Here is a 26,595-nt window from a genome sequence, read left to right as displayed (position 1 = left end):
CTATAGAGGGCGCCCGCGGTCGCTGAAACTCAAGACGCGCCGGTGACTGGGACCGGCAGCCAGGGGGCAGGCCGAACCTGACCACTACGGGCCGGCGTGGAGGGCAGCGGATAAAGTGGAACGGTGACTGCCCAGGAATCCACTGCCCCCGCCGCCCGCCCCCACACCCCCGTCCGCCTTGACCTCCGTCAGGACGTCGCGCTGCTCACCGCGGCATTGCTGGACATCGACAGCGTGTCCGGCAACGAAACGGTGCTGGCGGACGCCGTGGAGCATGCCCTCCGTGCCCTTCCGCAGCTGGAGCTGGTGCGGGACGGCGACTCCATCATCGCCCGGACCAACCTCGGCCGCGCCGAGCGCGTGATCCTGGCCGGGCACCTTGACACCGTTCCGCTGCCGACCACCGAGGGGTCCCTCGGCACCGTGCCGTCCTACTGGCCCTCGGGCGCCCCCGGCGAGGGCGTCCTCTACGGCCGGGGCGCCACCGACATGAAGGGCGGCGTCGCGGTGCAGCTTGCCCTCGCCGCGAGCCTGTTCGACGGCGGCGCGGAACCCGCCAGGGACGTCACCTTCGTCTTCTACGACCACGAGGAAGTCGAGGCAGTCAAGAGCGGACTCGGCCGGCTGGTCCGGAACCACGGCGGCCTGCTGGGCGGGGACTTTGCAATCCTGCTTGAGCCCACCGATGGAACGGTGGAGGGCGGCTGCAACGGCACCAGCCGCTTCGAGGCGAGCACCCGCGGGGAAGCGGCCCACTCCGCCCGCGCCTGGATGGGCAGCAACGCGATCCACGCCGCCGCACCGATCCTGGCCCGGTTGGCCGCCTACGAGCCGCGGACCATCAACGTGGACGGGCTCGACTACCGGGAAAGCCTCAACGCGGTGAAGATCAACGGCGGAACCGCGGGCAACGTCATTCCGGACCGCTGCGTCGTCGAAATCAACTACCGGTTCGCCCCGGACAAAACCCCGGATGACGCGGAAAAGCATGTGCGGGAACTGCTCGAAGGGTTCGACGTCGTCCGCACCGACAGCGCCGCCGGTGCGCGTCCGGGTTTGAAGCACCCCGCCGCCGCGTCCTTTGTGGCCGCCGTGGGGGCCGAACCCAAGCCGAAATACGGCTGGACCGACGTCGCCCGCTTCAGCGAACTGGGCATCCCCGCGGTGAACTTCGGCCCCGGGGACCCGCTGCTGGCCCACAAGGACAATGAGCACGTGGAGGCGGACGCCGTACGCGAATGCCTGCGCGCGCTGCGGAGCTGGCTGTCGGCCTAGCCGGCCAAAAAGAATGGCCCGGATCCTGGTGGATCCGGGCCATTCCCCGTTCAGGGCTGCGTCGCCGAGGTCAGGGTTTCGCTGCGGCGGCTTCCACCGCAGGTTCGGCCTTGGCCACGCCGCCGGCGGCCTTCTTGGATCCCCGGCGCTCGATCCACACGGCAATGCGGGAAACGCAGAGGTTAATCGCAATGTAGATGGCGGCCGCCACGAAGAAGATCGGGAACAAATACTGGGTGCCCAGGAAGTCGGCCATGACCTGCACCGCCCGGAGCAGCTCACCGTAGGCAACGATGTAGCCGAGCGAGGTGTCCTTCAGGAGGACCACGAGCTGGGCCACCAGGGAGGGCATCATCCGGCGGACAGCCTGGGGAAGTTCGATGATCATGCGGGACTGAAAGCTGGTCAGGCCGATCGTCAGGCCCGCTTCGCGCTGGCCCTTGGGCAGCGACTGGATGCCCGCGCGGATGATTTCGGCGAACACGGCGGCGTTGTACAGGACCAGGCCGGCCACTACGGCGAGGAACTGGTTGGTGCCGAAGACCAGCAGGACGAAGAGCATCATCAGGACAACCGGCATGCCGCGCAGGAACTCCAGCACGACCCGAATGGGAATGCGGATGGCGGGCACATCGGAGATCCGCAGGAGGCAGAGCAGCAGGCCCAGGGGGAAGGCGATGACGGCCGCGACGGCGGCGGCACTGAGGGTGGCGCCGATGCCGTTGCCGATCAGGGACCAGACATCCGCGCGGGTGAAGATGGCCCAGCGGCGTCCTTCGAAGATGCCTTGCTGGGCCAGCGTGCTGATGATCCACGCCAGCAGGCCTGCGATGAGCAGGGAGCCAACCACGGACCCGATCAGGGAAACCCGGCGGGCCTTGGGACCCGGGACGTCGTAGAGGACTGAGCTCATCGGGCGATCGCCACCTTTCGTTCGACTGTGCTGGCCAGGATGCCGAGCGGGACGGTGATCAGCAGGTAGAAGAAGGCAACGCCCAGCAGGACTGCCATGACCTGGTCGCCGTTGGCGTTGGCGAGCTGCCGGCCGTAGCCGAACAGCTCAAGGACGAAGAAGGCGCCGGCAACCGAGGAGTTCTTGACGAGGGCAATCAGGATGTTGATCAGGGGCGGAATGACGGTCCGAAGGGCCTGCGGGAGGATGATCAGCGACAGTACCTGGCTGAACTTCATCCCGATGCTGCGGGCGGCTTCGGCCTGGCCCACCGGGACGCTGTTGACGCCGGAACGGACGGCTTCGGCGATGAAGGCTGCGGTGTACGCGCTCAATGCGATGATGGCTGCAACCTCGAACTGCTCGAACTTCACCCCGAGGCGGGGCAGCACGATCGCCGCAAAGAAGAAGGCAATGGTAAGCGGCGTGTTCCTCAGGATTTCGACGTAGGTCATGCTGAAGCCGCGGAGGGCTGCAACGGGAGAGACCCTGGCGGCGGCGAGCAATGTCCCCAGCATCAGGGCGATCACTCCGGACACGGCAGACAGGAAAAGGGTTCGGAGAAAGCCGTTCCAGTAGAGTGGCAGGCTTTCGATGACGGCGTCCATAGGATCCTTCGGCTGGGTGTCGTGGACTGGAGCGTAAAGGGGAGCGGCGGTTGCCGGAGCCGCGCGGACTCCGGCAACCGCCTTGCGTTACTTAGTAGCGGTTGATGGCAGGGAGTTCCGGGGCGGTCTTGATGACAGCGCCGGCGGTAGCTTCCCAGGCCTTCTTGTAGGACCCGTCCTTGGCGAATTCTTCGAGCTGGTCGTTGATCCAGTTACGGAACGCGGTGTCGTCCTTCTTCAGGCCGATGCCGTAGGGCTCCTTGGTGAAGGTTTCGTCCGAAGCCAGCTTGAAGGCGTCCGGTTCCTTGTCGACAAATCCGGCCAGGATCACGTTGTCCGTGGTGATGGCCTCAACCTGCTTGTTGCGGAGCGGTTCGAGGCAGGCCGAGTAGGTGGCGGCCGGAACGAGCTCTGCTCCGTACTTCTCCACGATCGTGGCGGCCGGGGTGGAGCCGGTGACGGAGCAGACCTTCTTTCCCTTGACGTCCTCGGGCTTGGTGATCGCGGTGTTGTCCTTGTTGACCATCAGTGCCTGGCCTGCCTCGTAGTACGGGCCGGCGAAGCTGACAACCTGCTTGCGCTTGTCGTTGATGGTGTACGTGGCGATGACCAGGTCAACCTTGCCCTGCTCAATGAACGGTTCGCGGTTGGCCGAAACGGTCTCGGACCATTCGATCTTGTCGGCGGCAATTCCGAGCTTGGCGGCGATGAGCTTGCCCATCTCGACGTCGAAGCCAACCGGCTTTCCGTCCAGGCCCACCTGGCCGAACAGCGGCTGGTCGTACTTGGTGCCGATCTTGATGGTTCCTGCGGAGGAGAGTTTCGCCATGGTGCTTCCAGCAGCGAACGTCGGCTTCTCGGCAACGGTGGGGTTGCTGGTGGTGCCGGTACCGCTGCCGCCACATGCGCTGAGGGTCAGCGCCAGGGCTGCGGATGCTGCTACCAGGAGGGATTTCCTCCGGGTCAAAAATGCCTTCATGACATTCCTTTCATTGGGCGGCCGCCTGTGACGGCCTGGGTGCGAACTCTGAGGGTGTCAGGTCAGTGAGTCAGGAGCTTGGACAGGAAATCCTTGGCCCGGCTGCTCTGGGGGTTGGTGAAGAACTCCTCGGGCTTCGCGTCCTCGACGATCTGGCCGTCGGCCATGAAGACCACCCGGTCCGCGGCCTTCCGGGCAAAGCCCATCTCGTGGGTGACCACGATCATGGTCATGCCCTCCTTGGCCAGTTGGATCATGACGTCCAGGACCTCGTTGATCATTTCCGGGTCCAGCGCGGACGTGGGCTCATCGAAGAGCATGACCTTCGGTTTCATGGCAAGGGCGCGGGCAATGGCGACACGCTGCTGCTGGCCGCCGGACAGCTGGGCGGGCAGCTTGGGGGCCTGATGGCCCACGCCGACCCGCTCCAGCAGTGCCATGGCTTCCTTGTCCGCCTCGGTCTTCGACATTCCCTTGACCTTGATGGGCCCGAGAGTGACGTTCTCAAGGATGGTCTTGTGCGCGAAGAGGTTGAAAGACTGGAAGACCATACCGACGTCGGCCCGCAACTTGGCCAGCTCCTTGCCTTCTTCGGGCAGCACCTTGCCGTCGATCTGGATCACGCCGTCGTCGATGGTCTCGAGCCGGTTGATGGCTCGGCAGAGCGTCGATTTCCCGGACCCGGACGGCCCGATGACGACAACAACCTCGCCCTTGCGGACGTGCAGGTTGATGTCCTTCAGGACGTGCAACTGGCCGTAGTGCTTGTTCACGGCATTCAGGGAGACGAGCGCGTCGCCGGGCACTTGAGTAGTCATAAGAAGAATCTAGCGAACATCACAGCATTATGACCGCAATCACTCCTAGTTCGTGCAGATCGTGATTCAAGAGATACCTGCAGGTCAGAGTCCCCGCGCCGGGCCCCTTTCCGGGACTGCGCGGTCCGCCGGGCCGGCCGGCACTACAGGGGAACGCAAGGAATTCCGGCTAACCTGTGGGCATGAGTACCGATCCGAAGCAGAGCCCAGGCCAAGACCCCAGCGGAAAGCGCCCGCCCGAAAGGCGTGACGCGCCGGCCAACGGCATCCGACACAAAGGCCCGCTGGAGCTGCGGCGCAAGCAGGCCAAGGTCACGATGTCCGATCAGACTCTGCTCGACACCAAGGGCCCCGGGCAGTTCGTGCACACCGACCCGTGGCGCGTGCTGCGGATTCAGAGTGAATTCGTCGAGGGGTTCGGCGCCCTGGCGGACCTTGGCTCCGCCGTCAGCGTCTTCGGTTCGGCCCGGACCGTCCCGGGCAGCGCGTATTACGAGCTTGGCGTCGAGGTGGGCCGGAAGCTGGCGGAAGCGGGCCTTGCCGTGATCACCGGCGGCGGACCGGGATCCATGGAGGCCGCGAACAAGGGTGCCGTGCAGGGGAACGGTGTGTCGGTGGGCCTCGGCATCGAGCTGCCCTTTGAACAGGGCATGAACCAGTGGGTTGACCTGGGCATCAACTTCCGTTATTTCTTTGCCCGCAAAACTATGTTCGTGAAGTACGCCCAGGGCTTCATTGTGCTGCCGGGCGGCCTGGGGACCCTCGACGAGCTCTTCGAGGCCATGGTCCTGGTCCAGACCCGCAAGGTGACCTCGTTCCCGATCGTGCTCGTCGGTACCGCGTTCTGGAGCCCGTTGGTGGAGTGGATCGAGAGCACCCTGGTCGCCGAGGGCATGGTGTCGGAGGAGGATCTTGACCTGATCCACGTCGTGGATGATCCGGCGCTCGCGGTGGAGCTGGTGGTGGAAGGGGCGGCGCGGCACCGTAACCCGAACGGCGGCGGTCCGGTCAACGGCAACGGTGAGAACAACAGCGGGCGCGCACGCGGGCCCGAGCGGCCGGCTGAATAGCCGGGCGCCCGGCTTCTGGCACGATGGAGTGGTGAGCTTTTTCCTGATTTTCCTGGCGATCATGCTGATCGGCGTCGCGGTCCTGCTGGGCACCGGCGTCGCGTCGAAGGTCTTCCGCCGCGGCGGGGCAGACGTGCGGCCGTTCGACGACGGCTTCGACGAGCCGGTGGCGTCCCTGCCCCCGGTGCTCCTCCCGGAGGACCCTGAGCCGTCCGACGTCGACCATCTCCGATTCGCTGTCGGGCTGCGGGGCTACCGGATGGACCAAGTGGACCAGGTGCTGGACGAACTGCGGGACCAGCTTGCGGCCAAGGACAGGAAGATCGCGGACCTCGGGGCGGAAGCGGAACGCTTGCGCCACGCCGCAGGGCAGGGCCGGTGAACGACCCGGGGAACCTGCCGGTCAACGCTCCGGCGGACCCGGAACAGCCCTCCGCGGCGGCCGCTCCGGAGGCCCGCACTCCAGCGGCCGGATCGGCGGTCCGGGCCTCCCACATCCCGGCGTCAGACATCCGGGCCCGCCTGGCTTCCGCCGGCGGACACGTCTCCCGGTGGCCGTGGTGGATCCAGGTGGCCGGGCTGTACCTGGCCGCCCGGCTGGTAAGTGCCTGGATCTTCATGGCCGCCGCCCTGCACCAGGGCGTCAATCCTTGGTTCCCCGCCAGGCCCGACTACTGGTCGTTCGTCAATATCTGGGACGCCCGCTGGTACGGGGAAGTCCTGCAGAACGGCTATCCGGAGGTCCTGCCGACGGACGGAACGGGGGCGGTGCAGGAAAACGCCTGGGCGTTTTACGCCCTGTTTCCCACGCTGGGCAGGGTCCTGGCCGGCGTGACCGGGATGCAGCCCGCCTTTGCCCTGACGCTGATTGCGTCTGTCTGCGGCCTCGGCGCGGCGCTGGTGGTCTACAGCCTGTTCAGCCTCAAAGCCACCCACGGCACGGCACTGTGGGGGACGGTGTTCTTCTCCACGTTTCCCGTCTCGGAGGTCCTGCAGGTGCCCTACGCCGAGTCGCTGAATCTCCTGCTGCTCGCCACGGCGCTGCTGCTCGTGGTGCAGCGCCGGTACCTGGCGGCGATGCCCGTCGTCGTGCTGATGTGCCTCTCCCGCCCCACCGGGGTGCCGTTCGCGGCGATGGCGGGGCTGCTGCTGCTCTACCGCCTCTGGCAACGCCGCGCTGCTGGAGGTCAGCCTGCAAGCGATGCGGAGGACGGCCGCGGCTCCCGGTTTCCCGCCACACTGTGGACCACGGCTCCGCACACCAATTCCGAACTCTGGTCTTTGGCCGGACTGACCGCGGTCAGCGGGATCGGGGCCCTGCTGTGGCCCGCGATTGCCTGGGCCGTCACGGGCGACCTGCAGGCCTACACCAAGACCGAAACCGTATGGCGGGGTCATGACCTCGTGCCCTTCAAACCGTGGTTCGACACCGGCATCATGCTCTTCGGACCCACGCTTGGAGTCCTGGCGCCCTTCGTTTTCGTTACGCTCTTCGTCGTGTTCATGATGTCCCGGCCCGTGGCCGCTTTGGGGACCGAGTTGCGGCTGTGGTGCTGCTGCTACATGGGTTACCTGCTGGTCTTTCTGCACCCCCAGACCAGCACCTTCCGGATGCTGCTGCCGCTCTTTCCGCTGGCCCTCAGCGCCGCGCTGGTCTCACGGTCCCGTGCCTACCGCGGCACGGTGGTCCTGATGTTCCTGCTGCTTCAGATTGTCTGGATCGTCTGGCTGTGGGCCTGGGCCCCGCTGCCCGGCGGCGGTGACTATCCGCCGTGACGCATAGCACCTTTTCTGCCGTGCCGGTCCGGTTCCGCATGGCGGGAAGAAAAGTCCAACGATTAGCTACAGGCGCGCAGTTACGCGATAATGGATGCTAAGCAAGGGCAAGAAGCAAACTGAGTTTATGGCCATGATGGCTTCCATCACGGCCGCCGGGCGGCTTGATTGACTAAGCGGACGCAGCCCGGCCGGGCTGGTAAGTCACTGGACTAATGGAGGGGATATTCCTTATGGCGGCTATGAAACCACGCACCGGCGACGGCCCGATGGAAGTGACCAAAGAGGGACGGAGCCTGATCATGCGGGTCCCGCTCGAAGGTGGGGGGCGGCTCGTCGTTGAGCTGAATTCCGCCGAAGCAACAAACCTGAAGGACTGCCTCGTCGGCGCTACCGAGTAGCTTCCGCAGACAGCTCCACAGCAGAATTCAAGAGGGCGGGACGCGCAGTCGGTTGACTGCAGGTCCCGCCCTCTTGCTGTCTGCTCGGCCGCGGCGGAAAAGGCCGCGGCGGGCCGGGCTACTTCTTGACGGCGATCAGGAGGCCGTCGCCGGTGGGCAACATGGCCGACTCGAGCCGGTCGTCGTCGCGGATCGTCTTGCCCACCTGCCGGAGCACCGCGGTGGTGGCGTCGCGCGCCGCGGGGTTGGCGACGCGGTCCTTGTCCAGGGCATCGTTGAGCACCAGCAGGCCGCCACGTTTGAGCAGCCGGATGGCCTGTTCGACGTAGCCCGGGTAGTTCGGCTTGTCCGCGTCGATGAACACCAGGTCGTAGGCGCTGTCGGTCAGCCGGGGAAGGACGTCGCCGGCCCGGCCGGAAATCGTCCGGGTCCGGTTCGCCGGGCTGCCGGCCTCCTGGAAGGCTTCGCGGGCCGCCTTCAGGTGCTCGACGTCGACGTCGATGGTGGTCAGAACGGCGTGCGGGCCCAGGCCGCGGAGGATGCACACACCCGAGACGCCGGCGCCGGTTCCGATCTCCACCGCGGTCTGCGCCTTCGACGCGGCGGCCAGCACCGTCAGGACCGCGCCTACACCGGGACCGATGGGCGTGACGCCGAGTTCGAAGGACCGTTCGCGCGCGTGAATCAGGACCTCATCCTCGGCAGGCAGATCTTCTGCATAGGACCAGCTCGTGGATTTATCGGCGCTCATGGATGTTCGCTTTCTGGGCGGCAGGGGGAGTGTTCTCTACAGCCTACTGTGTCGGGCCGGGCGCGGCCGGGAGGCGCCTCCGCCGTGGCCGGGACGTCGGCCCAAAGCGCCGTTTCCGCCGTGGGCGGAAGAGCTCCCGACGTCAGGAAATTCCCAGCTTGCTTTGAAATGATGGGTATCCGCTCATCCGCGTGGTGATCGGCGCCGAATGAAGGGTGCAGGAGCTTGCACCGCAAGCACCATCCACGGCGTAAGTGCCATCCACGAGGGGAGCGGACGATGTCGAGTCAGACAGTAGTCCCTGCAGCTGATGAGTCCAGGCCCGCCACGGACAGCGAGTGGGTCCGGCCGACGTGGGAGGAAGTGGTGACTAACCACTCCGCCAAGGTCTACCGGCTTGCGTACCGGCTCACCGGCAACAAGTACGATGCCGAGGACCTCACCCAGGAGGTGTTCGTCCGGGTCTTCCGCTCGCTCGAAAACTTCAAGCCCGGGACCCTGGACGGGTGGCTGCACCGGATTACCACGAACCTCTTCCTGGACCAGGCCCGCCGCAAGAGCCGGATCCGCTTCGACGCGCTGGCCGAGGACGCCGAGTCCCGGCTGCCCGGCCGCGAACCAGGCCCGGAGCAAAGCTTTGAATTCAACAACCTGGATCTCGACGTGCAGGCCGCCCTCGAGGAACTGCCCCCGGACTTCCGGGCCGCCGTCGTGCTGTGCGACCTGGAAGGGCTCTCCTACGACGAGGTGGCCGTTGCCCTGGGCGTCAAGCTCGGAACGGTGCGCTCCCGGATTCACCGTGGCCGCACCATGCTCCGGGAAAAGCTTGCCCACCGCGACCCACGCCCGAAGCAGGCTCTCGCGCCGCGGCTCAAGATGCCCCGCATCGCCGGCCTCCTCTGAACAGGTCGATGAAGCTGCTGAACCGACTGCTACGGGGTTTGCCGTGCAGCTACCCCGGGCGGACCGGCCGCCGGGGCCGCAGCAACGGCGCCGGCCTGGCCGCCGGGGCCGACGCCTGGCACCGGAAGCACCGCGAGGCGTGCGAGGAGTGCCGGCTGCGGGAGCGCAGGGAGCGGCAGTACCTGGAACGTCTGCGCGGTGCCGCCGTCCCCGCTGCCAGTGATGACCTGACCGCCCGGCTGCTGGCCCGAACCGAGGAACTGGCACGCGAGGCCCGGCCCGCCGCTGGGCAACCCGGCGGGGACCCGCCGTCCTTGCGGCCCGGAACGCTTCCGGGCAGCACGCAGCAGTGGGCGGCCGGCAGCGGCGGGCGTCCGCGGACGCGGGTTGCGGCCCTGGCAGCCGGGAGCGCCGCCGCCGCCGTGGCCCTGATGACCGGGTCCGCATACCTGATGGGCGGAAGCCCGGCCCCGCTGGCCGCCGGCGACGTCTCGTCCGCGTTCCTGCAGAAGGACTTGCGCCTCTCCGCGGTGGGCGGGACGCCCGACGCCGGGACCGCCTCCGGCTGGGGCCTGACCGATGAACCGGACGTCACGCCGGCCGGAGCGCTCACCGCTGGGCAGCTCACGGCCCTGCGGGCCCAGGGCTGGATTTGTCCGGAGCTCCGCGAGCTGGGCTTCCACCTCGTCTGGGCACGCGGCGGTGTGGTGGCCGGTGATGCCATGGTGGAACTGCGGCTTACCGACGGACGGCACTTCACCACGGTGCTCGAGCAGCACGCCCGCCCGCCCGCCCAGCACGGCCGATCAGGGCTCCGGCAAACCGCCGCTGCGCCGCCAGTTAATGTGCTCACCGGCCACCCTGCGGCTGCGGACGGTTTCACCGCCGCCGGCGCGGCGGGCTTGTCCCTGCCGCCAGGGAGTCCGACTGAACCGCCACCGGTGGAGGGCAGCGGCCGGCTCTGGGTCAATGCGGCGGCGCCGTTCCGTGCCATCTACCAAGGGTCGGCCGGCACCTTCACGTACGTCTCGGATCAGGCCGCCGACGAGGCCGGCAAGGGACTGGCCGTCCTGGTCCGGACCTCCGCCGCGCAGCGGGCGGAACCACAGGCGGCCGACGGAACAGCCCCGGACGAAACCGCCCGGAACGAAGCCTCCCCGGACGGCATCAGGGCGCGGATCGAGCGGGGCCTGGGCAGGATCCTGGAACTGCTGGCCCCATGACGGGCGGACCGACCGGCTGCCGGAGTGCTGTTGGCGTCCCCGAATCGTCGCCGCTCCGATGGAGAGGGTAATCTTCCTAAAGTGCTTGGAATCAACGGACCGGAGTTTCTACTTCTGCTGATCATCGGACTTCTGGTGATCGGTCCCAGCCGGCTGCCTGAATACACCCAGAAACTTGCCAATATCGTCAAGGAAGTCCGGCGGATGGCCTCCGGCGCGCGGGAGCAGATCAAGGAAGAAGTCGGCATCGACATCGATGATGTCGACTGGAAGAAGTACGATCCGCGGCAGTACGATCCGCGCCGGATTATTCGGGAAGCCCTGCTCGACGACGATACGAAGCCTGTGAGCGCCGGAGCGCCGGCTGCGGTTTCAGCGGTCACTGGCGCCGCGGTGTCCGCCCCGGAGCACCGTCCGGTCCGTGTGGTCGAGCGCTTGCCCGAAGGGGAGCCTGCACCTTTCGACGCTGAGGCCACCTAGCGCGGCTGCAGCCCGAGGGACATCCCCTTGAGCCCGCGGGGAACCGAGGCGAGCCTGCCTGCGATCTCCAGCAGGGCCGCGGCTGCAGGCGTCTCCGGACGCCCGAGCACCAGCGGAACGCCCGCGTCGCCGCCCTCGCGCAGCAGGATGTCCAGTGGAATCTGACCCAGCAGCGGTACGTCCGTTCCCACCGTGGCGGATAGCCGCTCGGCGAGCACCGCTCCTCCGCCGCTGCCGAACAGTTCCATCCGGCCGCCGTCGGGCATCTCCAGATAGGACATGTTCTCCACCACGCCGGCCACTGATTGGCCGGTCTGGGTGGCGATGGCGCCGGCCCGTTCCGCCACGTCAGCGGCAGCGGCCTGCGGAGTGGTCACGACGAGGATCTGGGCCTTGGGCAGCAGTTGGGCCACGGAGATTGCGATGTCGCCGGTGCCCGGCGGCAGATCCAGGAACAGCGCGTCGAGGTCCCCGAAGTAGACGTCCGTGAGGAACTGCTCGAGGGCGCGATGCAACATCGGTCCCCGCCAGGCGACCGGTTGGTTCCCGGTGACAAACATGCCGATGGAGATCACCTTGACCCCATAGGCAACCGGCGGCAGGATCATGTCATCCACCCGGGTGGGGGACTGGGTGATGCCCATCAGCGCCGGAACGGAGAAGCCGTACACGTCCGCGTCGACGATTCCGACGCGCAGTCCCTGGGCTGCCAGAGCGCACGCCAGGTTGACCGTCACGGACGATTTCCCGACTCCGCCCTTGCCGCTCGCCACGGCGTAGACCTTGGTGAGGGAACCGGGCTGGTTGAAGGGGATGCCGCGCTGGCCTCCCGGCCCGCGCAACTGCTCCTTCAGCGCGTCGCGCTGCTGCTGTGTCATGACCTTCAGCTCGACCTCGACGGCGGAGACCCCCGGCACCGCGGAGAGCGCTGCTTCGCAGTCAGCGGTGATGGTACCTCGCAGCGGGCAACCTGCAATGGTCAGGAGCACGGCAATCCGCACCCGGCCGCCGTCGGAAATTTGCACGGAGTCCACCATGCCCAGTTCGGTGATGGGGCGGCGCAGTTCCGGGTCGATCACGGTGGCGAGGGCGGCATGCACGGACCTGTCCAGCGGCGAGCCCGGGGAGTAGTCGAGCGGGGTGCTGCCCGGCGTGGTGCTCATGGGGTGGATGCTCAGCTCTCGGGGAAGGTGCGGGGGGCGGGCGGGGCGGCGTTGTCCGGAGTGGTCCCGGGCCGCGCCTCGAACCGGGAGTCGACCGGGGTGTCCAGGCTGCCGGGACTGTCCGGGCTGCCGGCACTGTCCGGGCCGCCGGGGCTGTCCGGGCCGTCCGGCGCGGCGGTGCGCTTGCGGGCGTCGTGGACCCGGGGGATTTGCTGCGTCCGGGGGCTGCGCTGCTTGTCGCGCCGTTCCTTCAGCTTCTCCTTAACTTTGTCGCGCGGGGTTTCATGCGCCCCGGCCGACGGGTCATGGGTGCGCAGTTCCTCCTGTGCCTCCAGCATGTCCTCCAGCAGGCTGCGCAACTCCGTCCGGACGTAGTCGCGGGTGGCAACTTCGCGCAGCGCGATCCTGAGCGAGGCAAGTTCCCGGGTCAGGTACTCGGTGTCCGAGAGGTTGCGTTCCGCGCGCTGCCGGTCCTGCTGGAGTGACACGCGGTCGCGGTCATCCTGGCGGTTCTGCGCCAGCAGCAGCAGCGGAGCGGCGTAGGAGGCCTGCAGCGAAAGCATCAGGGTCAGCAGGGTGAAGCCGAGGTCGCGGGAGTCGAACTGCCAAGCCAAGGGAGCCCAGGTGTTCCAGACCAGCCAGACGACGACGAACACCGTCATGTACACCAGGAACTGCGGCGTGCCCATGAACCGGGCAAAACCCTCGGTGGTTTGGCCGAAGGCGTCCGGGTTCGGCGAGAACTTGGGCAGGATCCGCTGCCGCCCGCTCAGGGGCGTGTCGAGACTGCCCTTGCCGGTGGCCTTGCTGCCCGGGCGGTTGCCGGGGCCCCGCGGTGTGCCGATTTCAGCCAATGCGGCCTCCCAGTTTCCTGATCGGGGCGTCGTCGTCGTGGGCGCGCCAGTCATCGGGCAACAGGTGATCCAGCACGTCATCAACCGTGACCGCCCCGACAAGCCGTCCGTCGCTGTTGACCACGGGAAGCGAGTTGAGGTTGTAGGTGGCCAAGGTGCGGGCCACCTCACTGATGTGGGCCTGGTCCGAGACCGGTTCCAGGGTCTTGTCCACCAGGTTGCCCAGCGGTTCGGGCGGGGGGAAGCGCAGCAGTTGCTGGATATGCACGACGCCGAGGAAACGTCCGGTCGGCGTCTCCAGCGGGGGGCGCGCGATGAAGATCGAGGACGCCAGCGCGGGGGAGAGTTCCTCACGCCGGACGTGGGCGAGGGCTTCCGCCACGGTTGCCTCCGGCGGCAGGATGACCGGCACGGGGGTCATCAGGCCACCGGCGGTGTCCTCGTCATATTCGAGCAGGCGGCGGACGTCTTCCGCGCCTTCGGGTTCCATCAGCTGGAGCAGCTCTTCGGCCTGGGCGCTGGGGAGCTCGGCGAGGAGGTCGGCGGCGTCGTCCGGGTCCATTTCCTCCAGCACGTCGGCGGCGCGGTTGACGTCGAGGGCGGAGAGGATCTCCACCTGGTCCCCTTCCGGCATCTCCTGCAGGACGTCGGCCAGGCGTTCGTCCTGCAGCTCGCTGGCGACCTCGAAGCGGCGCTTGTCGCTCATCTCCTGGAGGGCCTCGGCGAAGTCGGCAGGCTTCAGGTCCTCATGCGTGGCGACGAACTGCGTGGCCGCCTGCGGCTCGGTCCGGGCGCCCTGCTGTGCGTCAGCCCAGTCGATGATCATGGTCTCGTTGCGCCGCAGCCTGCTCAGCGGCGAGAGGGAGTGGCCGCGGCGGACGAAGAGCTTGCTGACAAACCAGTCGCCGGAACGGTGCCGGTCCATCGCGATGTCCTCGATCGTGGCGTCCCCGCTGCCGTCGGCGAGGGTCACGCGGCGGTCGAACATTTCGGCGACCACGAGCGTCTCCGCGCCGCGCTGTTCAAAGCGGCGGAGGTTCACAAGTCCGGTGCAGATGATCTGGGTCTGGTCGATCGAGGTGATCCGGGTCATCGGAACAAATACGCGCTTCTTGCCGGGGACCTCCACGACGATGCCGACGACGTGCGGGGCGCCCCGGTTGCCGCGAGAGAGCACGACGACGTCACGCAGCCGGCCCAGACGGTCGCCAAGCGGGTCAAAGACGTCGAGTCCGAGGAGGCGCGCAACAAACACCCGCGTAAGATTTGTGCTCACTTGTACAGGCTACCGAGTCTGCTCTCTTTTAGCTGAATTTACAGGCGCACCCCAGCCGGATAGGTAAGAATGGGGATATGTCAAACATTTTTGGTGCTCCCAGGGCTGGCGCCCCCACCGGCCCGGACGAGGCCCGCACTGTCCCCAAGGGCGACACTGTCGGTTCCTACACTTCCTACCTGGATGCCCAAAAGGCGGTGGACTACCTGGCGGACCAGCAGTTCCCGGTGCAGATGGTCTCGATTGTGGGCAATGACCTCAAGATGGTGGAACGGGTCACCGGCCGGCTCAGCTACCCGCGCGTGGCCCTCTCCGGGGCGCTGAGCGGCATGTGGTTCGGCCTCTTCGTCGGCGTCATGCTGTCCTTCTTCTCCCCGACCGGGGGCTACTTCTCGATCATCACGTCGGTGCTGATGGGCGCCGCGTTCTTCATGCTCTTCGGCATCGTTACCTACGCGATGCAGCGCGGAAAGCGCGACTTTACGTCAACCAGCCAGGTCGTGGCGACCAGCTATGACGTCGTCGTGTCCTTCGAGGCCGCCAACGAGGCGCGCCGGCTGCTCCACCAGCTGCCGATGACCCAGCGTGAGGCCGCCGCGCCGGCCGGCTACGCGCAGCAGGACTACCAGCACCAGCCGTACCAGCAGGCCGGCCAGCAGGCCCCCCAGCAACCGGGACCCCAGCAGCAGGGCCAGGCCCAGCCGGCCCAGCCGGGCCAAGGGCCGCAGGGGCAGGGGCCGCAGCGCCCCGCAGGCTGGAACGATCCGTATGGCCAGCGCAGCGCGGACGCCGGCACGGGCGGAGCGCACCCGGCTGAACCCGCCCGGCAGCCCGAGGCCGGCCAGGCTGTCCCGGGCCAGCCCGCCGAGCCGGCTCCCCAGGGCGAGGCGGAGCCGGCACGCCCGGCGGCGGTCCGCTACCCGGACCTGCCCGATGGCCGGCCGCAGTACGGCGTGCGGGTCACCCCCAAGCATGAACCCGGCCAGGACGGTTCCAAGCCGTAGCCGCCGGCCGCCTCCCGGCAGGCAGAGAGCCCCGTCCCGGATATTTCCGGGACGGGGCTCTCTGCGCTCCCGTGGTCGCGCGAACGGCGGCGAAGGCTACGGCTGCTGGCCTTCGGCTTCCTGGTAGATCCCGGCCATCCAGGACTCGACGTCGCCGGCCTTGCGCGGCAGGGCGGCGCTGAGGTTGACGGGCCCGGCGGGGGTCATCAGGACGTCGTCCTCGATGCGGACGCCGATGCCGCGGTATTCCTCGGGAATGCCCAGATCCTCGTTCTTGAAGTAGAGGCCGGGCTCAATCGTGAACACCATGCCGGGCGTGAGAACACCGTCCAGGTACAGTTCACGCTTCGCCTGGGCGCAGTCGTGCACGTCCAGCCCCAGATGGTGGCTGGTGCCGTGGGGCATCCAGCGCCGGTGCTGCTGGCCGTCGGGGCTGATGGCTTCCTCCACGGACACCGGCAGCAGGCCCCATTCGGCGAGCCGCTCCGCCAGCACGGCGGAGGCCGCGCTGTGGATGTCACGGAACTTCGCGCCGGGCTGCGCGGCGGCAAAGCCTGCGTCGGCGGCGTCGAGCACGGCCTCATAGACCTTCCGCTGGATCGCGGAGAAGGTGCCGTTGGCAGGCAGCGTGCGGGTGATGTCCGCGGTGTAGAGCGATTCGGCCTCGACGCCGGCGTCCAGCAGCAGCAATTCGCCGGCCGTGACCTTGCCGGTGTTCCGGGTCCAGTGCAGCACCGTGGCGTTGTTGCCGGAGGCGGCGATCGTGTCGTAACCGAGCTCGTTGCCTTCCTCCCGGGCGCGGGCGAAGAACACGCCTTCGACGACGCGTTCGCCGCGCTGGTGGGTCAGCGCCCGCGGCAGGGCCTTGACCACGTCCGTGAAGCCCTCCACCGTGGCGGCCACGGCGAGCTTGAGCTGCCCGACTTCCCACTCGTCCTTGAGCAGGCGAAGCTCGGAGAGCGCTTCGGTGAGCTTCTCGTCCAGGCCATCGAAGACGCCGAGGTCCAGGTTCTCCGGATCCTTGGCCGTGTTGTACCGGGCCGTATCCACGAGGGCGTCGATGTTTTCGTCCACCTTGCGCACCAGCCGCACCGAAATGCCGCCGATTTCCGGGGCGCCGACGTTCTTGGTGATGGCGAGTTCCAGTTCGCTGAGGTCAGCGGTCGCCAGGCCGAGACGGGCCTTGAACTCGGCCAGCGTCGGGCGGGTACCGATCCAGAATTCGCCGGAGCGGGAATCGGCGTAGAACTGTTCCGTGTCGCGGCCGGCGAGCGGGCGGAAGTAGAGCGTTGCGTGGTGGTGGCCGCCGTCGTCGCCCTTGCCTTCCCCCGCGGGTTCCAGGACGAGGACCGCGTCCGGCTCATGGTCCAGGCCCAGCCCGGTCAGGTGCGCGAAGGCGGAATGCGGGCGGAAGCGGTAGTCGCAGTCGTTCGAGCGGACCTTCAACGGACCGGCGGGGAGGACCAGGCGTTCACCCTTGAACAGCTCCGAGATGGCCCGGCGGCGGTCCGCCGCATGGCCGGCTACGGCGTCCCTTTCGGGAGTCTGCTGCGGGGACGGAGCCCAGTTGCTGGCCATGAAAGCCTTGAAAGCGTCGGAAGTGGGCCGCTGCGAGCGGTTGTTCACGCGCTCTTCGAGGGGCTGGGAAGCGGAGACAGGGGTGTTATCGGCATCGTTCACCGTCCCATAGTCTCACCAGCGGCGCGGCTTAGGCCAACAGGCTCCCGGGACCCATCTACTAGGCTGGTGGGGTGAGGATAGACCTGCATGCGCACTCGAATGTTTCCGACGGCACCCAGGCCCCGGCCGACGTGATGGCGTCCGCCGCCGAGGCCGGGATCGACGTGGTGGCCCTGACGGACCACGACTCCACTGACGGCTGGGCGGAGGCCGCGCTGGCCGCGCGGGACAACGGCGTCGCGCTGGTTCCCGGGATGGAGATTTCCTGCCGGACCTCCGAGGGCATCAGCGTCCACCTGCTCAGCTATCTGCACGACCCGGAGCACCCCGGGCTGCTGGAGGAAATCACCAAGGCCAAGGATGCGCGCTATACGCGGGCCGAGCGGATGGTCAGCCTGCTTGCCGAGGACTACCCGCTGACGTGGGACGACGTCATCCACCACGTCGCGCCCGGGGCCACCCTGGGGCGGCCGCACATCGCCGACGCGCTCGTGGCCGCCGGGGTCGTCGAGGACAGGACCGAGGCCTTCAGTTCGATCCTTACTTCGCGCTCGCGCTACTACGTGCAGCATTACGCGCCCGATCCCGCACTCGCCGTCGAACTGGTCCGCGCCGCCGGCGGGGTCCCGGTGTTTGCCCATCCGGTGGCGTCCGCCCGCGGACGGATCGTGGGGGACCGGACCTACCACGAGATGATTGACGCTGGCCTGGCCGGGCTGGAGATCTACCACCGGGACAATCCCGAAGAGGGCAGGGAGTTCCTGCGCAAGTTGGCGCAGAGGCACGGCCTGCTGGTGACCGGGTCCTCCGACTACCACGGTGCCGGGAAGCCGAACCTGCTGGGCGAGAACGTGACCTCGCCGGAGGTCTTCGCGCGGATCGAGGAACTGGGCACCGGATCCGCGGTGGTTCGCTGAAGCTCCCCTCCCCAAACAGGTGGCGGCAGGGGCCGGCCAGAAAGGCCCCCTGCTGCGAGCTAGTTGGGCGGGAAGGCGGCGAACTCAGCGTGGGCGGAGAGGCGCTTGGCCATGACATCGATGGCCGGCTGGTTCTGGTCCACGCAGACGAACCTGCGGTCCAGCTTCGCGGCGACGGCCCCGAGCGTCCCGGAGCCGGCGAAGAAGTCGAGGCACCAGTCGCCGGGCCGGCTTGATGCGGCCACCACACGCCGGATCAGGCCCTCGGGCTTCTGGGTCGGATACCCGGTCTTCTCCTTGCCGGTCGGCGACACGATCGTGTGCCACCAGACGTCGGTAGGCAGCTTGCCGAGTTCCCGTTTTGCCGGGGTCACCAGGCCAGGGGCCATGTAGGGCTCCCGGTCCACCTCGGCGCTGTCGAAGTGGTACCGTGCCGGGTTCTTCACATACACGAGGATGTTGTCGTGCTTCGTGGGCCAGCGGTACTTGGCCCGGGCGCCGTAGTCGTAGGCCCAGATGATCTCGTTCAGGAAGCACTCGCGGCCGAAGATCGCGTCGAGCATGACCTTGGCGTAGTGGACTTCCCGGTAGTCGAGGTGCAGGTACAGGGTCCCGTCGTCCGCGAGCAGCCGCCAGGCCTCGACCAGCCGCGGTTCCAGGAACGTCCAGTAGTCGCTGAACGCGTCGTCGTAGCTGTGCAGCGCGCCCTTGATCGTGTCGTAGGACCGGCCCTTGAAGCCGACCCTGTCGCCCTCGCCGCCGGCGTTGAGGACCATCCTGGTCTCCTGGCGCCGCTGCACCCGGCCGGTGTTGAAGGGCGGGTCCACGTAAATGAGTGTGAAGGCGCCGTCCGGCAGCGTTGGCAGGTACTCCGCGTTGTCCGCGTGTACCACCAGGTTGCTGCCGTCCGGCGCCCAGACGGTGTCAGTCATGAAGGGGTTTAGGCCTCGGCGTTGCTGGGGCGGGCGCTGGCCTGCTGCCCTTCACCGGCGACCACTTCGCCGTTGCGGCGGCGGGTCCGGCGGCGGGCGCGGGTGGCGCGGTCGACTTCGGTCGGGACGCTGGCCACCTTGGCCGGTGCCTCCGCCGCCGGCCGGGTGCTGGTTTCGGCTTCGGCGGGACGACGACGGCGCTCGCCGGACCGTCCGCCGGATTCCCCGCCGCTGCGGCGGGCGTCGCGGCCGCTTTCCTTGCCAGCGCCGCGGCCGCCGTCACGGCCGCCGCTTTGTCCCGCGCGGGCGCTGTCGCGGCTGCCGTCACGGCCGCTGGGGCGCGCGTTCTTCTTGCCGGTCTCGCCCAGATCCTCGAGGACCTCGGCGTCGACACCGGCCAGCACCCGCTTGTTGCGGGGCAGGCGGCCCTTGGTGCCCTCGGGGATGTCCAGCTCCTCGAAGAGGTGCGCGGAGGAGGAATAGGTCTCCACCGGCTCCGGGACACTGAGGCCCAGGGCCTTGTTGATCAGTCCCCACCGCGGCATGTCATCCCAGTCCACGAAGGTCACGGCGGTGCCCTTGTTCCCGGCCCGGCCGGTGCGGCCGACGCGGTGCAGGTAGATCTTTTCGTCCTCGACGCACTGGTAGTTGATGACGTGGGTGACGTCGTCGACGTCAATGCCGCGGGCGGCGACGTCGGTGGCCACAAGGACGTCCACCTTGTTGTTGCGGAAGGCGCGCAGCGCCTGCTCGCGGGCGCCCTGGCCGAGGTCACCGTGGATGGCGGCGGCCGCGAAGCCGCGGTCCACCAGCTCCTCGGCAACCTTCGCCGCGGTGCGCTTGGTCTTGGTGAAGATGATGGTGCGGCCGCGTCCGCGGGCCTGCAGGATGCGGGCGACGACCTCGATCTTGTCCATGCTGTGGGCACGGTAGATCAGCTGGCGGATGTCGCGCTTGGTCAGGCCCTCGTCGTCCGGGTCGGCGGCGCGGATGTGGGTCGGCTTCGTCATGTAGCGCCGGGCCATGGCAACGACCGGGCCGGGCATGGTGGCCGAGAAGAGCAGCGTCTGCCGGACCGCGGGGGTGCCGGCGATGAGCGTCTCGACGTCCGGGAGGAAGCCAAGGTCCAGCATCTCGTCGGCCTCGTCAAGGATGACCATCTTGACGTTCTTGAGCACGAGGTGCTTTTGCTTGTAAAGGTCGATCAGGCGGCCGGGGGTGCCGACGACGACCTCGACGCCCTTCTGCAGTGCCTCGACCTGCGGCTCGTAGGCGCGGCCGCCGTAGATGGTGGTGATCCGGGCATTGCGCTTGCGGGCCGCGTTCTGCAGGTCGTTGGCGACCTGGACGGCGAGTTCACGCGTCGGCACGATCACGAGGGCCTGCGGTGCACCCGGGGCGGGCAGCTTGTCGAACCCCTCGTCGTCGGGGCCGATCACGCGCTGCAGGGCCGGGATGCCGAAGCCGAGGGTCTTGCCGGTGCCGGTCTTGGCCTGGCCGATGATGTCGTGGCCGCTCAGGGCCACGGGCAGCGTCATTGCCTGGATGGGGAAGGGGTGCGTAATGCCGGCGTCGGCGAGGGACTCCACGATGTCGGCGCGGACGTTGTAGTCGGCGAAGGTCTTTTCGGCGATCTCGTGCGGCATTTCGTCCGAGATGATGGTTTCTTCTGGCTCGAGCGTTTCCGTTCCGGATTCGTCGATCAGAAGCTGGTGCGTATGCAATTCACTCACTAGGGGAGTTTCCTTATTCATTTTGGGCTGCGCTGCTTGCTCAACGGGGCCGGCCGGAGGCCGTTCCGGAGCACGCTCAGGCGCGCAGGCAATTCCAGTGGAAGCCGATCGCGGGCTATCTAAATGCTGGCACTGGGGACCAGCGGGTCTATCTCAAGATCGCGTAGGGGCGGGCTTGTTGAATTCGAAAATCAAGGAAATCAACGACCGGGCATCCATATCTACCTTCCCAGTCTAGCTGCACGCAGCCCGGAACCTCGACTGGACGCCCACGGGCCGGCCCGCGCGGCCGGAAATCCCGGGGATGACGCGGGGGTGTCAGCCCGCCAGTTCCAGCCGGATCTCCCCGCTGGCGATATCGGCCGAGAGCACCCGGACCCGGATCTGGGTGCCCGCTTCCAGCTCGCCCGGGCACCGTGCAGTGACGGCAGGTTCCGCAATCTGCACCATCCCGGACGGCCCGTTGCCATTGCCGTTGCCGTTCCCGTTCTTCCCGTTGCCGTTCCTGGCCGGTTTGGAACCGGAGATGACGACGGCGTCGAACTCCTCGCCGATGTGGTTGCTCAGCAGCGCAGCCTCCACGGTATCGAGGGAGAGCCGCTCCAGCCTGGCGGCGAGCTGGTCCGAGGTCCCCATGATGGCGGGCAGCGAAGGCAGGGCCTCGCGGGCCCACGCCGGAACCTCCGTGCCGTTGCTGAGCGCCTCGCAGATCACCAGCACGAAGCGGTCGATCAGCCGGCGCAGGGGTGCGGTGGAGTGGGCATACGCCGCGCCGATGGCGGACTGGGTAGCGGCCTCCGGAACGCTTCCGTCGAAGGGCGTGTAGCCGGCGCCGCGGAACAGCATGCCGGCCGAGTGCACGATCGCCAGCTGCGGCGGATCTGTCGGGTCCAGGGTGCGCAGGTATTCGCCATAGCTCATCTCCCCGTCCCAGGGCTTGCCGAGGGCTCGGGTCTGGCGGTGAAAGTGCGCCAGCGAGTTCTCGTCCGGGGCGGGCATGGTGCGCAGGATGCCGACCTTGCCTGCGAGCATGATCCCGGCAGCGGCCATCCCGGTCATGAGCGAAATCTGGGCATTCCAGTCCTCCACCGGCAGCGGCGGGGCGGCGACGATCCGGTAGCCGCCGTCGGGCAGCTGTTCGATCTCCTGTTCCGGCATGTTCAGGCTGGCGCCGCCGCGGAGCCGCTCCAGCTCCACGCGCTTGATTCCGACTTCCTTGAGCAGCTGCAGCACGGGCCCCGCGGTACCGGCGTCGAGCTGCGCCTGGACACCCGGATAGCTGAGTTTGGCCCGGCTGCGGACCCGGGCCCGGCGCACCAGCACCGAGGAGACCTCGGCGTCGGCGTCGAGCTCGAATTCCCAGACGAAAGCGGCGCAAAGCTGACCGGCGAGCAGGCTGCCGGCCTCCTCACTGATGACCTCCGGATGCAGCGGAATCCGGCCGTCCGGGGTGTAGAAGGTCTGGCCGCGTCGGCGGGTTTCGGCGTCGAGCACTCCGCCGGGGGACACGAAGGAGGGGACGTCCGCGATGGCGTAATGCAGTTGGTAGCCCGTGCCGGCGCGGGAAATGTGGAGAGCCTGGTCAAGGTCCGTGGAGGACTCCGGATCGATGGTCACGAAGTCGATATGGGTGAAATCAAGCTCCGGCAGTTCGTGCCCGGCCACGGCTTCCTTGGCTTCGCGCAGGACGTCCTCCGGGAACGGTCCGGGCAGCTCCAGCGTGGTGCGCAGCGCGTGCAGCGCCAGGGCAAGTTGGTTCTCCTGCCGGTGGATGCTGGGGGTCAGGCGATGATGGGACACGAAAATCAGGTTAGCCCGAATTGCGCCATTAGTCTTGGATCATGAGCACATCGCCGGCTGATCCTGCCCGTTACAACAGCTTTCTGATGGATCTGCTCGGCGTGATGGCCTACGGGGAGCTGTCAGCCTTCGAACGGCTCTCCTCCGATGCCCGTTATTCGCCCTCGCTGCACGATCGCGCCGTGCTGGGCAGGATCGCCGTGATCGAGTTCCAGCACTATGAACTGGTGAGCGCCCGGCTTGATGAAATGGGCCTGGACCCGGAGGTGGCCATGCTGCCCTTCCAGCCTTCCGTGGACCACTTCCACGAGCGCACCCGCCCGGCCGACTGGTTCGAGTCCCTCATGAAGGCGTACGTGATCGACACGGTCTCCGCGGATTTTTACCGCGCGGTGGCTCTGCACGTGGACGCCTCCACCCGCCTCCTGGTGGAACGGATCCAGGCCGATGAAGCGGCCACCGCGGTGCTGCGGGACCGGCTCAAGACGGCCCTTGCCGACGACCCGCGGCTGGCTTCCCGGCTGGCGCTGTGGGCGAGGCGGCTGCTGGGGGAGGCCCTGACGCAGGCCCGGCGGGTCAGCTTCGAGCACGCGTTCCTCGGCGGTCTGATCGGTGCGGACGAGGAGCGGTCCCGGGAAATGGTCCGGGAACTGACGGTGCAACTCGCCGCCAATCACTCGCAGCGGATGACGCAGCTGGGGCTGGCCGGCTAGCTTGCCGGGGCGGCCGCCGCTGCCGTCAGGCTTCCGCGGCGTCGAGGGCGGCCAGCAGGTCGCGGGCGGCGCCGGCGGGATCCTCAGCCTCGGTGATGGCCCGGACCACCACGATCCGGCGGGCACCGGCTTCCACCACCTGCTCCACGTTCCCCAGGTCGATGCCGCCGATCGCGAACCAGGGCACCACACCGTCCACCCTGCCGACGTCGGCAGCCTCGGCCCGGCGGATCGCTTCGGCGGCATACCGCACCAGCTCCAGCCCGACGGCGGCTCGGCCCGGCTTGGTGGGCGTGGCCCAGACGGGTCCCACGCAGAAGTAGTCGAGGCCGCTGCGGCCAGGCGATGCGAGGATCGCCGCGTCCACCTGGTCCGGGCTGTGCGTGGACAGCCCCACCACGGCATCCTTGCCGAGGAAGTGCCTGGCGGCCGCGAGCGGGATGTCCTTCTGGCCGACATGGAACACGGGCGCGCCCGACAGTGCGGCCAGATCCGCACGGTCGTTGACCGCCCAGAGCCGTCCGTGCCGGTGGGCCGACTGGTGCAGGATCTCGAGCAGCTCGAGTTCCTCGGCCGCCTCGAGGGACTTATCGCGCAGCTGGATGATGTCGACGCCGCCGGCAAAGGCGGCATCCACGAAGGCCTCAAAGTCGCCGCGGTCCCTGCGGGCATCGGTGCACAGGTACAGGCGGGCGGTGGTGTGGACGTCATCGCGGCTCATACCCCAAGCCTAGTTCCTCTAAACTGGGCCATACCGCGGGAGCCCGCTGCAAGGTCATGCGCCACTTGGCGTTTTCGGCCCTGCAGGGCTGAGAGGGCATCAGAGCCGACCGCTTGACCTGATCCGGTTAGTACCGGCGTAGGGAAGGAATCCGCCATGGGCACTCCAGCCGGTTTGAGGGATGCGCCCGCCGCGGCGCCGCATGACGGTCCCGCCGGGCAATATTACGACGTGGCCGTGATCGGCGGCGGCGTCGTCGGGCACGGTATCGCGTGGGAGGTGCGTCGCTCGGGCCGGACCGTGGCCCTGATCGACGACGCCCCCGGCACCGGCGCCAGCTGGGCTGCGGCCGGCATGCTGGCCCCGGTGAGTGAACTCCACTACCAGGAGGAGGACCTGCTGGAGCTGATGCTCGAGTCCTCCCGGTTGTGGCCCGACTTCGCGGCGCGGCTCCAGCCCGCAGCCGCGGAACCCACTGACAGCGGCGGTAACGGAGCAGCCACCGGGACCGGTTACCTCACGACGCCGACCCTCGCGGTGGGCGCCGATGCGGCCGACCGCCGGGCGCTCGCGGACCTCCGGAACGTGCAGCAGGCCTGCGGACTCTCGGTGGAGCCCCTTACCGTCCGCGAGGCCCGCCGACGCGAGCCACTGCTGAGCCCGGGCATTTCCTGCGCCTTCGACATTCCCGCCGACCACCAGGTGGACCCCCGGCTCCTGCTTGCCCGGATCGCGGCGCTGCTGGCAGCGGACAGCGGGAGCCATGCCGTGCAGCGCCGCGCCGCAGGGCTGCTCTGGCAGGACGGACGTGTCGCCGGCGTCAGGCTGGCCGGCGGAGCGCAAGTCCGCGCGGGGGAGACCATCGTGGCCAACGGTCTTGGCGCCGCCGGGCTCGGCGGGCTCCCGCCCGGACTTAGCCTGCCGCTGCGGCCGGTCCACGGCGACATCCTCCGGCTCCGGGTACCGGCCCGGCTGCGGCCGCTGCTGGGCTCCACCGTGCGGGGCCTGGTCCGCGGCGTGCCGGTCTACATCGTCCCGCGCCGGGACGGCACCGTGGTGATAGGAGCCACCCAGCGCGAAGACGCCCTCGCGGAACCGGCGGAATCCGGGGTGGGCGCGGTCTCCGCCGGAGGCGTGTACCAGCTGCTGCGGGATGCCCAGCAGCTGCTGCCCGCCGTCGCCGAACTGGAACTGCTGGAGGCCACCGCCCGGGCCCGGCCCGCGACGCCGGACAACGCCCCGCTGCTGGGCCGCGTTGCCGACCGGGCTGCCGGCCGCCCGGGCGACGTCGCGGGAATCATCGTCGCTACCGGATTCTTCCGGCACGGCATCCTTCTGACTCCCGTGGCCGCGCAGATCTGCCGGCAGCTGCTGGAGGGCACGGCGGACCCCCGCTGGAGCCGGTTCCGGCCGGACAGGTTCTCCGCCGGCGCTCCCGACCCAAGTCCCCAGCACCCAAGCCCCCACCCAGAGCGCAGCGAGGAAGCACTATGAAGATCAGACTCAACGGCACGGAGCACGCAGTCCCCGACGGCGCCTCCGTCAGCACCCTTGTCAGCCAGATCACCGGGCGGACGCTCGCCCCGAACGGGCAGGCAACCGACGGGCGGAAGCTCGGCGTCGCCGTAGCCCGCAACGCATGCGTGGTGCCCCGCAGCCAATGGCACGGCACGGCGCTCGCCGACGGGGACGACGTCGAGCTGGTTACGGCAGTACAGGGAGGTTGAGCAACATGGAAGCAACTACACGCGCCGCAACCCCGCCGGCATCGCCGGCAACCGGGGACGCGTTCGTCGTCGACGGCGTACGGCTGGGTTCCCGGCTGATCATGGGGACCGGCGGGGCGCCCAGCCTCGACGGCCTCGGGGCAGCCCTCGTGGCGTCCGGCACGGAGCTGACCACCGTGGCCATGCGCCGCTACTCTCCGGCGGAGGCCGGCTCCTTGTTCCAGTTGCTGGTGGATCACAACATCCGGGTACTGCCGAACACCGCGGGCTGCTTCACCGCCCGGGACGCCGTGCTGACCGCCGAACTGGCCCGCGAGGCCCTCGAAACGGACTGGGTGAAGCTGGAAGTCATCGCCGACGAGCACACCCTGCTGCCGGATGCCGTGGAACTCGTGGACGCCACCGAACAGCTCGTGGGACGCGGCTTCAAAGTGTTCGCGTACAGCAACGATGACCCGGTGCTGGCCCTGCGCCTGGAAAACCTTGGCGCCGTGGCCGTGATGCCCCTGGGCTCACCCATCGGCACCGGGCTGGGCATCCTCAACCCGCACAACATTGAACTGATCGTCTCGCGGGCCTCCGTGCCGGTGGTCCTGGACGCCGGCATCGGCACCGCCTCTGACGCGGCACTGGCCATGGAACTCGGCTGCGATGCCGTGCTGCTCGCCACCGCGGTGACCAGGGCACAGAATCCGGCGCAGATGGGTGAGGCCTTCAAGCATGCTGTCATCGCCGGTAGGCTGGCGAAAAGGGCCGGCAGGATCCCGCGCCGCGAGCACGCGCTGGCATCCTCGGCCATGGAAGGCCGGGCCGAGTTCCTGTAGGTCCGGCACAGCGCT

The 26,595-nt window shown here is 68.2% G+C and carries 26 protein-coding genes, 1 pseudogene and 1 riboswitch; of the genes and pseudogenes, 14 read left to right on the top strand and 13 right to left on the bottom strand.

Annotated features, from left to right (window positions below; all coding sequences use genetic code 11):
* Positions 1-123 precede the first annotated feature (123 nt).
* Positions 124-1,275 carry a succinyl-diaminopimelate desuccinylase gene (gene dapE / locus OM977_RS14295; protein WP_264354587.1) on the top strand — a complete coding sequence of 384 codons (1,152 nt, stop codon included), beginning with the start codon at positions 124-126 and terminating at the stop codon, positions 1,273-1,275.
* Between the two features lie 70 nt (positions 1,276-1,345).
* Here the strand turns inward: dapE and OM977_RS14290 are convergent, their stop codons facing one another.
* The 4 genes from OM977_RS14290 to OM977_RS14275 form a co-directional block, all read right to left on the bottom strand.
* On the bottom strand, positions 1,346-2,188 hold the full coding sequence (locus tag OM977_RS14290; protein WP_264354586.1) for an amino acid ABC transporter permease: 843 nt from the start codon (positions 2,186-2,188) through the stop codon (positions 1,346-1,348).
* The gene (locus tag OM977_RS14285) at positions 2,185-2,835 is read right to left on the bottom strand and encodes an amino acid ABC transporter permease (RefSeq protein WP_264354585.1); all 651 of its coding nucleotides are present in this window, start codon (positions 2,833-2,835) and stop codon (positions 2,185-2,187) included. Before OM977_RS14285 ends, OM977_RS14290 begins: the two co-directional genes overlap by 4 nt.
* A gap of 91 nt (positions 2,836-2,926) precedes the next feature.
* Entirely contained in the window at positions 2,927-3,814 is an 888-nt protein-coding gene (locus OM977_RS14280; protein ID WP_264354584.1) for a glutamate ABC transporter substrate-binding protein, read from the bottom strand.
* A gap of 62 nt (positions 3,815-3,876) precedes the next feature.
* Positions 3,877-4,632: an amino acid ABC transporter ATP-binding protein gene (locus OM977_RS14275; RefSeq protein ID WP_264354583.1), complete on the bottom strand. Its 756-nt coding sequence runs from the start codon at positions 4,630-4,632 to the stop codon at positions 3,877-3,879.
* Positions 4,633-4,949: 317 nt separating this feature from the next.
* On the opposite strand from OM977_RS14275, the gene OM977_RS14270 reads away from it, so the two are divergent.
* From OM977_RS14270 to OM977_RS14255, 4 genes are all read left to right on the top strand, one after another.
* A complete protein-coding gene (locus OM977_RS14270) occupies positions 4,950-5,702 on the top strand; it encodes a TIGR00730 family Rossman fold protein (RefSeq protein ID WP_442960733.1) in 753 nt (250 codons plus the stop codon).
* A 31-nt stretch (positions 5,703-5,733) separates the two neighbouring features.
* Positions 5,734-6,084: a DivIVA domain-containing protein gene (locus OM977_RS14265; protein WP_264354581.1), complete on the top strand. Its 351-nt coding sequence runs from the start codon at positions 5,734-5,736 to the stop codon at positions 6,082-6,084.
* A 113-nt stretch (positions 6,085-6,197) separates the two neighbouring features.
* Complete coding sequence (locus OM977_RS14260) at positions 6,198-7,478, top strand: hypothetical protein (RefSeq protein ID WP_264357431.1); 1,281 nt, start codon at positions 6,198-6,200, stop codon at positions 7,476-7,478.
* 233 nt (positions 7,479-7,711) lie between these two features.
* Positions 7,712-7,879: a DUF3117 domain-containing protein gene (locus OM977_RS14255; RefSeq protein ID WP_264354580.1), complete on the top strand. Its 168-nt coding sequence runs from the start codon at positions 7,712-7,714 to the stop codon at positions 7,877-7,879.
* A gap of 118 nt (positions 7,880-7,997) precedes the next feature.
* Here the strand turns inward: OM977_RS14255 and OM977_RS14250 are convergent, their stop codons facing one another.
* On the bottom strand, positions 7,998-8,630 hold the full coding sequence (locus OM977_RS14250; RefSeq protein ID WP_264354579.1) for an O-methyltransferase: 633 nt from the start codon (positions 8,628-8,630) through the stop codon (positions 7,998-8,000).
* A gap of 279 nt (positions 8,631-8,909) precedes the next feature.
* Here OM977_RS14250 and sigE point away from each other — a divergent pair, with 279 nt between their 5' ends.
* The 3 genes from sigE (at position 8,910) to OM977_RS14235 (ending at position 11,236) form a co-directional block, all read left to right on the top strand.
* On the top strand, positions 8,910-9,533 hold the full coding sequence (gene sigE / locus OM977_RS14245) for an RNA polymerase sigma factor SigE (RefSeq protein WP_264354578.1): 624 nt from the start codon (positions 8,910-8,912) through the stop codon (positions 9,531-9,533).
* 8 nt (positions 9,534-9,541) lie between these two features.
* Positions 9,542-10,756: a hypothetical protein gene (locus tag OM977_RS14240; RefSeq protein WP_264354577.1), complete on the top strand. Its 1,215-nt coding sequence runs from the start codon at positions 9,542-9,544 to the stop codon at positions 10,754-10,756.
* 81 nt (positions 10,757-10,837) lie between these two features.
* Positions 10,838-11,236, top strand: a complete 399-nt coding sequence (locus tag OM977_RS14235; protein ID WP_264354576.1) for a Sec-independent protein translocase TatB — start codon at positions 10,838-10,840, stop codon at positions 11,234-11,236.
* Here the strand turns inward: OM977_RS14235 and OM977_RS14230 are convergent.
* The 3 genes and pseudogenes from OM977_RS14230 to OM977_RS14220 all read right to left on the bottom strand — a co-directional run bounded on the left by OM977_RS14230 (position 11,233) and on the right by OM977_RS14220 (position 14,529).
* Positions 11,233-12,399, bottom strand: a complete 1,167-nt coding sequence (locus OM977_RS14230; RefSeq protein ID WP_264354575.1) for an Mrp/NBP35 family ATP-binding protein — start codon at positions 12,397-12,399, stop codon at positions 11,233-11,235. The genes OM977_RS14235 and OM977_RS14230 overlap by 4 nt on opposite strands.
* A 149-nt stretch (positions 12,400-12,548) precedes the next feature.
* Positions 12,549-13,307, bottom strand: a pseudogene (locus OM977_RS14225) (DUF1003 domain-containing protein); the annotation flags it as partial.
* A complete protein-coding gene (locus OM977_RS14220) occupies positions 13,246-14,529 on the bottom strand; it encodes a magnesium transporter MgtE N-terminal domain-containing protein (RefSeq protein ID WP_264354573.1) in 1,284 nt (427 codons plus the stop codon). The pseudogene OM977_RS14225 and the gene OM977_RS14220, both read right to left, overlap by 62 nt.
* Positions 14,530-14,606: 77 nt before the next feature.
* On the opposite strand from OM977_RS14220, the gene OM977_RS14215 reads away from it, so the two are divergent.
* Positions 14,607-15,533: a general stress protein gene (locus OM977_RS14215; RefSeq protein WP_264354572.1), complete on the top strand. Its 927-nt coding sequence runs from the start codon at positions 14,607-14,609 to the stop codon at positions 15,531-15,533.
* Positions 15,534-15,629: 96 nt separating this feature from the next.
* Here OM977_RS14215 and OM977_RS14210 read toward each other — a convergent pair whose 3' ends face one another.
* The gene (locus tag OM977_RS14210; protein ID WP_264354571.1) at positions 15,630-17,213 is read right to left on the bottom strand and encodes an aminopeptidase P family protein; all 1,584 of its coding nucleotides are present in this window, start codon (positions 17,211-17,213) and stop codon (positions 15,630-15,632) included.
* Positions 17,214-17,284: 71 nt separating this feature from the next.
* On the opposite strand from OM977_RS14210, the gene OM977_RS14205 reads away from it, so the two are divergent.
* The gene (locus tag OM977_RS14205; RefSeq protein WP_264354570.1) at positions 17,285-18,130 is read left to right on the top strand and encodes a PHP domain-containing protein; all 846 of its coding nucleotides are present in this window, start codon (positions 17,285-17,287) and stop codon (positions 18,128-18,130) included.
* A gap of 59 nt (positions 18,131-18,189) precedes the next feature.
* Here OM977_RS14205 and OM977_RS14200 read toward each other — a convergent pair whose 3' ends face one another.
* The 3 genes from OM977_RS14200 to OM977_RS14190 all read right to left on the bottom strand — a co-directional run bounded on the left by OM977_RS14200 (position 18,190) and on the right by OM977_RS14190 (position 22,595).
* Complete coding sequence (locus OM977_RS14200; protein WP_264354569.1) at positions 18,190-19,062, bottom strand: DNA-methyltransferase; 873 nt, start codon at positions 19,060-19,062, stop codon at positions 18,190-18,192.
* An 8-nt stretch (positions 19,063-19,070) separates the two neighbouring features.
* Positions 19,071-20,795 carry a DEAD/DEAH box helicase gene (locus OM977_RS14195; protein ID WP_264354568.1) on the bottom strand — a complete coding sequence of 575 codons (1,725 nt, stop codon included), beginning with the start codon at positions 20,793-20,795 and terminating at the stop codon, positions 19,071-19,073.
* Between the two features lie 318 nt (positions 20,796-21,113).
* Positions 21,114-22,595, bottom strand: a complete 1,482-nt coding sequence (locus tag OM977_RS14190; protein ID WP_264354567.1) for an RNB domain-containing ribonuclease — start codon at positions 22,593-22,595, stop codon at positions 21,114-21,116.
* A gap of 41 nt (positions 22,596-22,636) precedes the next feature.
* Between OM977_RS14190 and OM977_RS14185 the strand changes: the two genes are divergently transcribed.
* Complete coding sequence (locus tag OM977_RS14185; protein ID WP_264354566.1) at positions 22,637-23,308, top strand: ferritin-like domain-containing protein; 672 nt, start codon at positions 22,637-22,639, stop codon at positions 23,306-23,308.
* Between the two features lie 25 nt (positions 23,309-23,333).
* On the opposite strand, the gene thiE is transcribed toward OM977_RS14185, so the two are convergent.
* A complete protein-coding gene (thiE, locus tag OM977_RS14180; protein WP_264354565.1) occupies positions 23,334-24,029 on the bottom strand; it encodes a thiamine phosphate synthase in 696 nt (231 codons plus the stop codon).
* Between the two features lie 25 nt (positions 24,030-24,054).
* A riboswitch (TPP riboswitch) is annotated at positions 24,055-24,192 on the top strand.
* Here thiE and thiO point away from each other — a divergent pair.
* The 3 genes from thiO to OM977_RS14165 all read left to right on the top strand — a co-directional run bounded on the left by thiO (position 24,186) and on the right by OM977_RS14165 (position 26,580).
* Positions 24,186-25,523, top strand: a complete 1,338-nt coding sequence (gene thiO / locus OM977_RS14175) for a glycine oxidase ThiO (RefSeq protein ID WP_264354564.1) — start codon at positions 24,186-24,188, stop codon at positions 25,521-25,523. Its footprint overlaps the riboswitch before it by 7 nt.
* Positions 25,520-25,756, top strand: a complete 237-nt coding sequence (gene thiS, locus OM977_RS14170; protein ID WP_264354563.1) for a sulfur carrier protein ThiS — start codon at positions 25,520-25,522, stop codon at positions 25,754-25,756. Before thiO ends, thiS begins: the two co-directional genes overlap by 4 nt.
* A gap of 5 nt (positions 25,757-25,761) precedes the next feature.
* Positions 25,762-26,580 (top strand): thiazole synthase, encoded by an 819-nt coding sequence (locus OM977_RS14165; protein WP_264354562.1) that lies wholly within the window; start codon positions 25,762-25,764, stop codon positions 26,578-26,580.
* Positions 26,581-26,595 lie beyond the last annotated feature (15 nt).

This window comes from Pseudarthrobacter sp. MM222, assembly GCF_947090775.1.
GTDB lineage: Bacteria > Actinomycetota > Actinomycetes > Actinomycetales > Micrococcaceae > Arthrobacter.
Note: the sequence above shows the minus strand (reverse complement) of the source record. Positions and strands in the feature narration are given on the sequence as shown.

Coding starts and splice junctions, on each gene's coding strand:
- OM977_RS14290 (WP_264354586.1), bottom strand. CDS start 2,188: ATGAGCTCAGTCCTCTACGACGTCCCGGGTCCCAAGGCCCGCCGGGTT.
- OM977_RS14285 (WP_264354585.1), bottom strand. CDS start 2,835: ATGGACGCCGTCATCGAAAGCCTGCCACTCTACTGGAACGGCTTTCTC.
- OM977_RS14280 (WP_264354584.1), bottom strand. CDS start 3,814: ATGAAGGCATTTTTGACCCGGAGGAAATCCCTCCTGGTAGCAGCATCC.
- OM977_RS14275 (WP_264354583.1), bottom strand. CDS start 4,632: ATGACTACTCAAGTGCCCGGCGACGCGCTCGTCTCCCTGAATGCCGTG.
- OM977_RS14270 (WP_442960733.1), top strand. CDS start 4,950: ATGTCCGATCAGACTCTGCTCGACACCAAGGGCCCCGGGCAGTTCGTG.
- OM977_RS14255 (WP_264354580.1), top strand. CDS start 7,712: ATGGCGGCTATGAAACCACGCACCGGCGACGGCCCGATGGAAGTGACC.
- OM977_RS14250 (WP_264354579.1), bottom strand. CDS start 8,630: ATGAGCGCCGATAAATCCACGAGCTGGTCCTATGCAGAAGATCTGCCT.
- sigE (WP_264354578.1), top strand. CDS start 8,910: ATGTCGAGTCAGACAGTAGTCCCTGCAGCTGATGAGTCCAGGCCCGCC.
- OM977_RS14240 (WP_264354577.1), top strand. CDS start 9,542: ATGAAGCTGCTGAACCGACTGCTACGGGGTTTGCCGTGCAGCTACCCC.
- OM977_RS14230 (WP_264354575.1), bottom strand. CDS start 12,399: ATGAGCACCACGCCGGGCAGCACCCCGCTCGACTACTCCCCGGGCTCG.
- OM977_RS14215 (WP_264354572.1), top strand. CDS start 14,607: ATGTCAAACATTTTTGGTGCTCCCAGGGCTGGCGCCCCCACCGGCCCG.
- OM977_RS14200 (WP_264354569.1), bottom strand. CDS start 19,062: ATGACTGACACCGTCTGGGCGCCGGACGGCAGCAACCTGGTGGTACAC.
- OM977_RS14185 (WP_264354566.1), top strand. CDS start 22,637: ATGAGCACATCGCCGGCTGATCCTGCCCGTTACAACAGCTTTCTGATG.
- thiE (WP_264354565.1), bottom strand. CDS start 24,029: ATGAGCCGCGATGACGTCCACACCACCGCCCGCCTGTACCTGTGCACC.
- thiO (WP_264354564.1), top strand. CDS start 24,186: ATGGGCACTCCAGCCGGTTTGAGGGATGCGCCCGCCGCGGCGCCGCAT.
- thiS (WP_264354563.1), top strand. CDS start 25,520: ATGAAGATCAGACTCAACGGCACGGAGCACGCAGTCCCCGACGGCGCC.
- OM977_RS14165 (WP_264354562.1), top strand. CDS start 25,762: ATGGAAGCAACTACACGCGCCGCAACCCCGCCGGCATCGCCGGCAACC.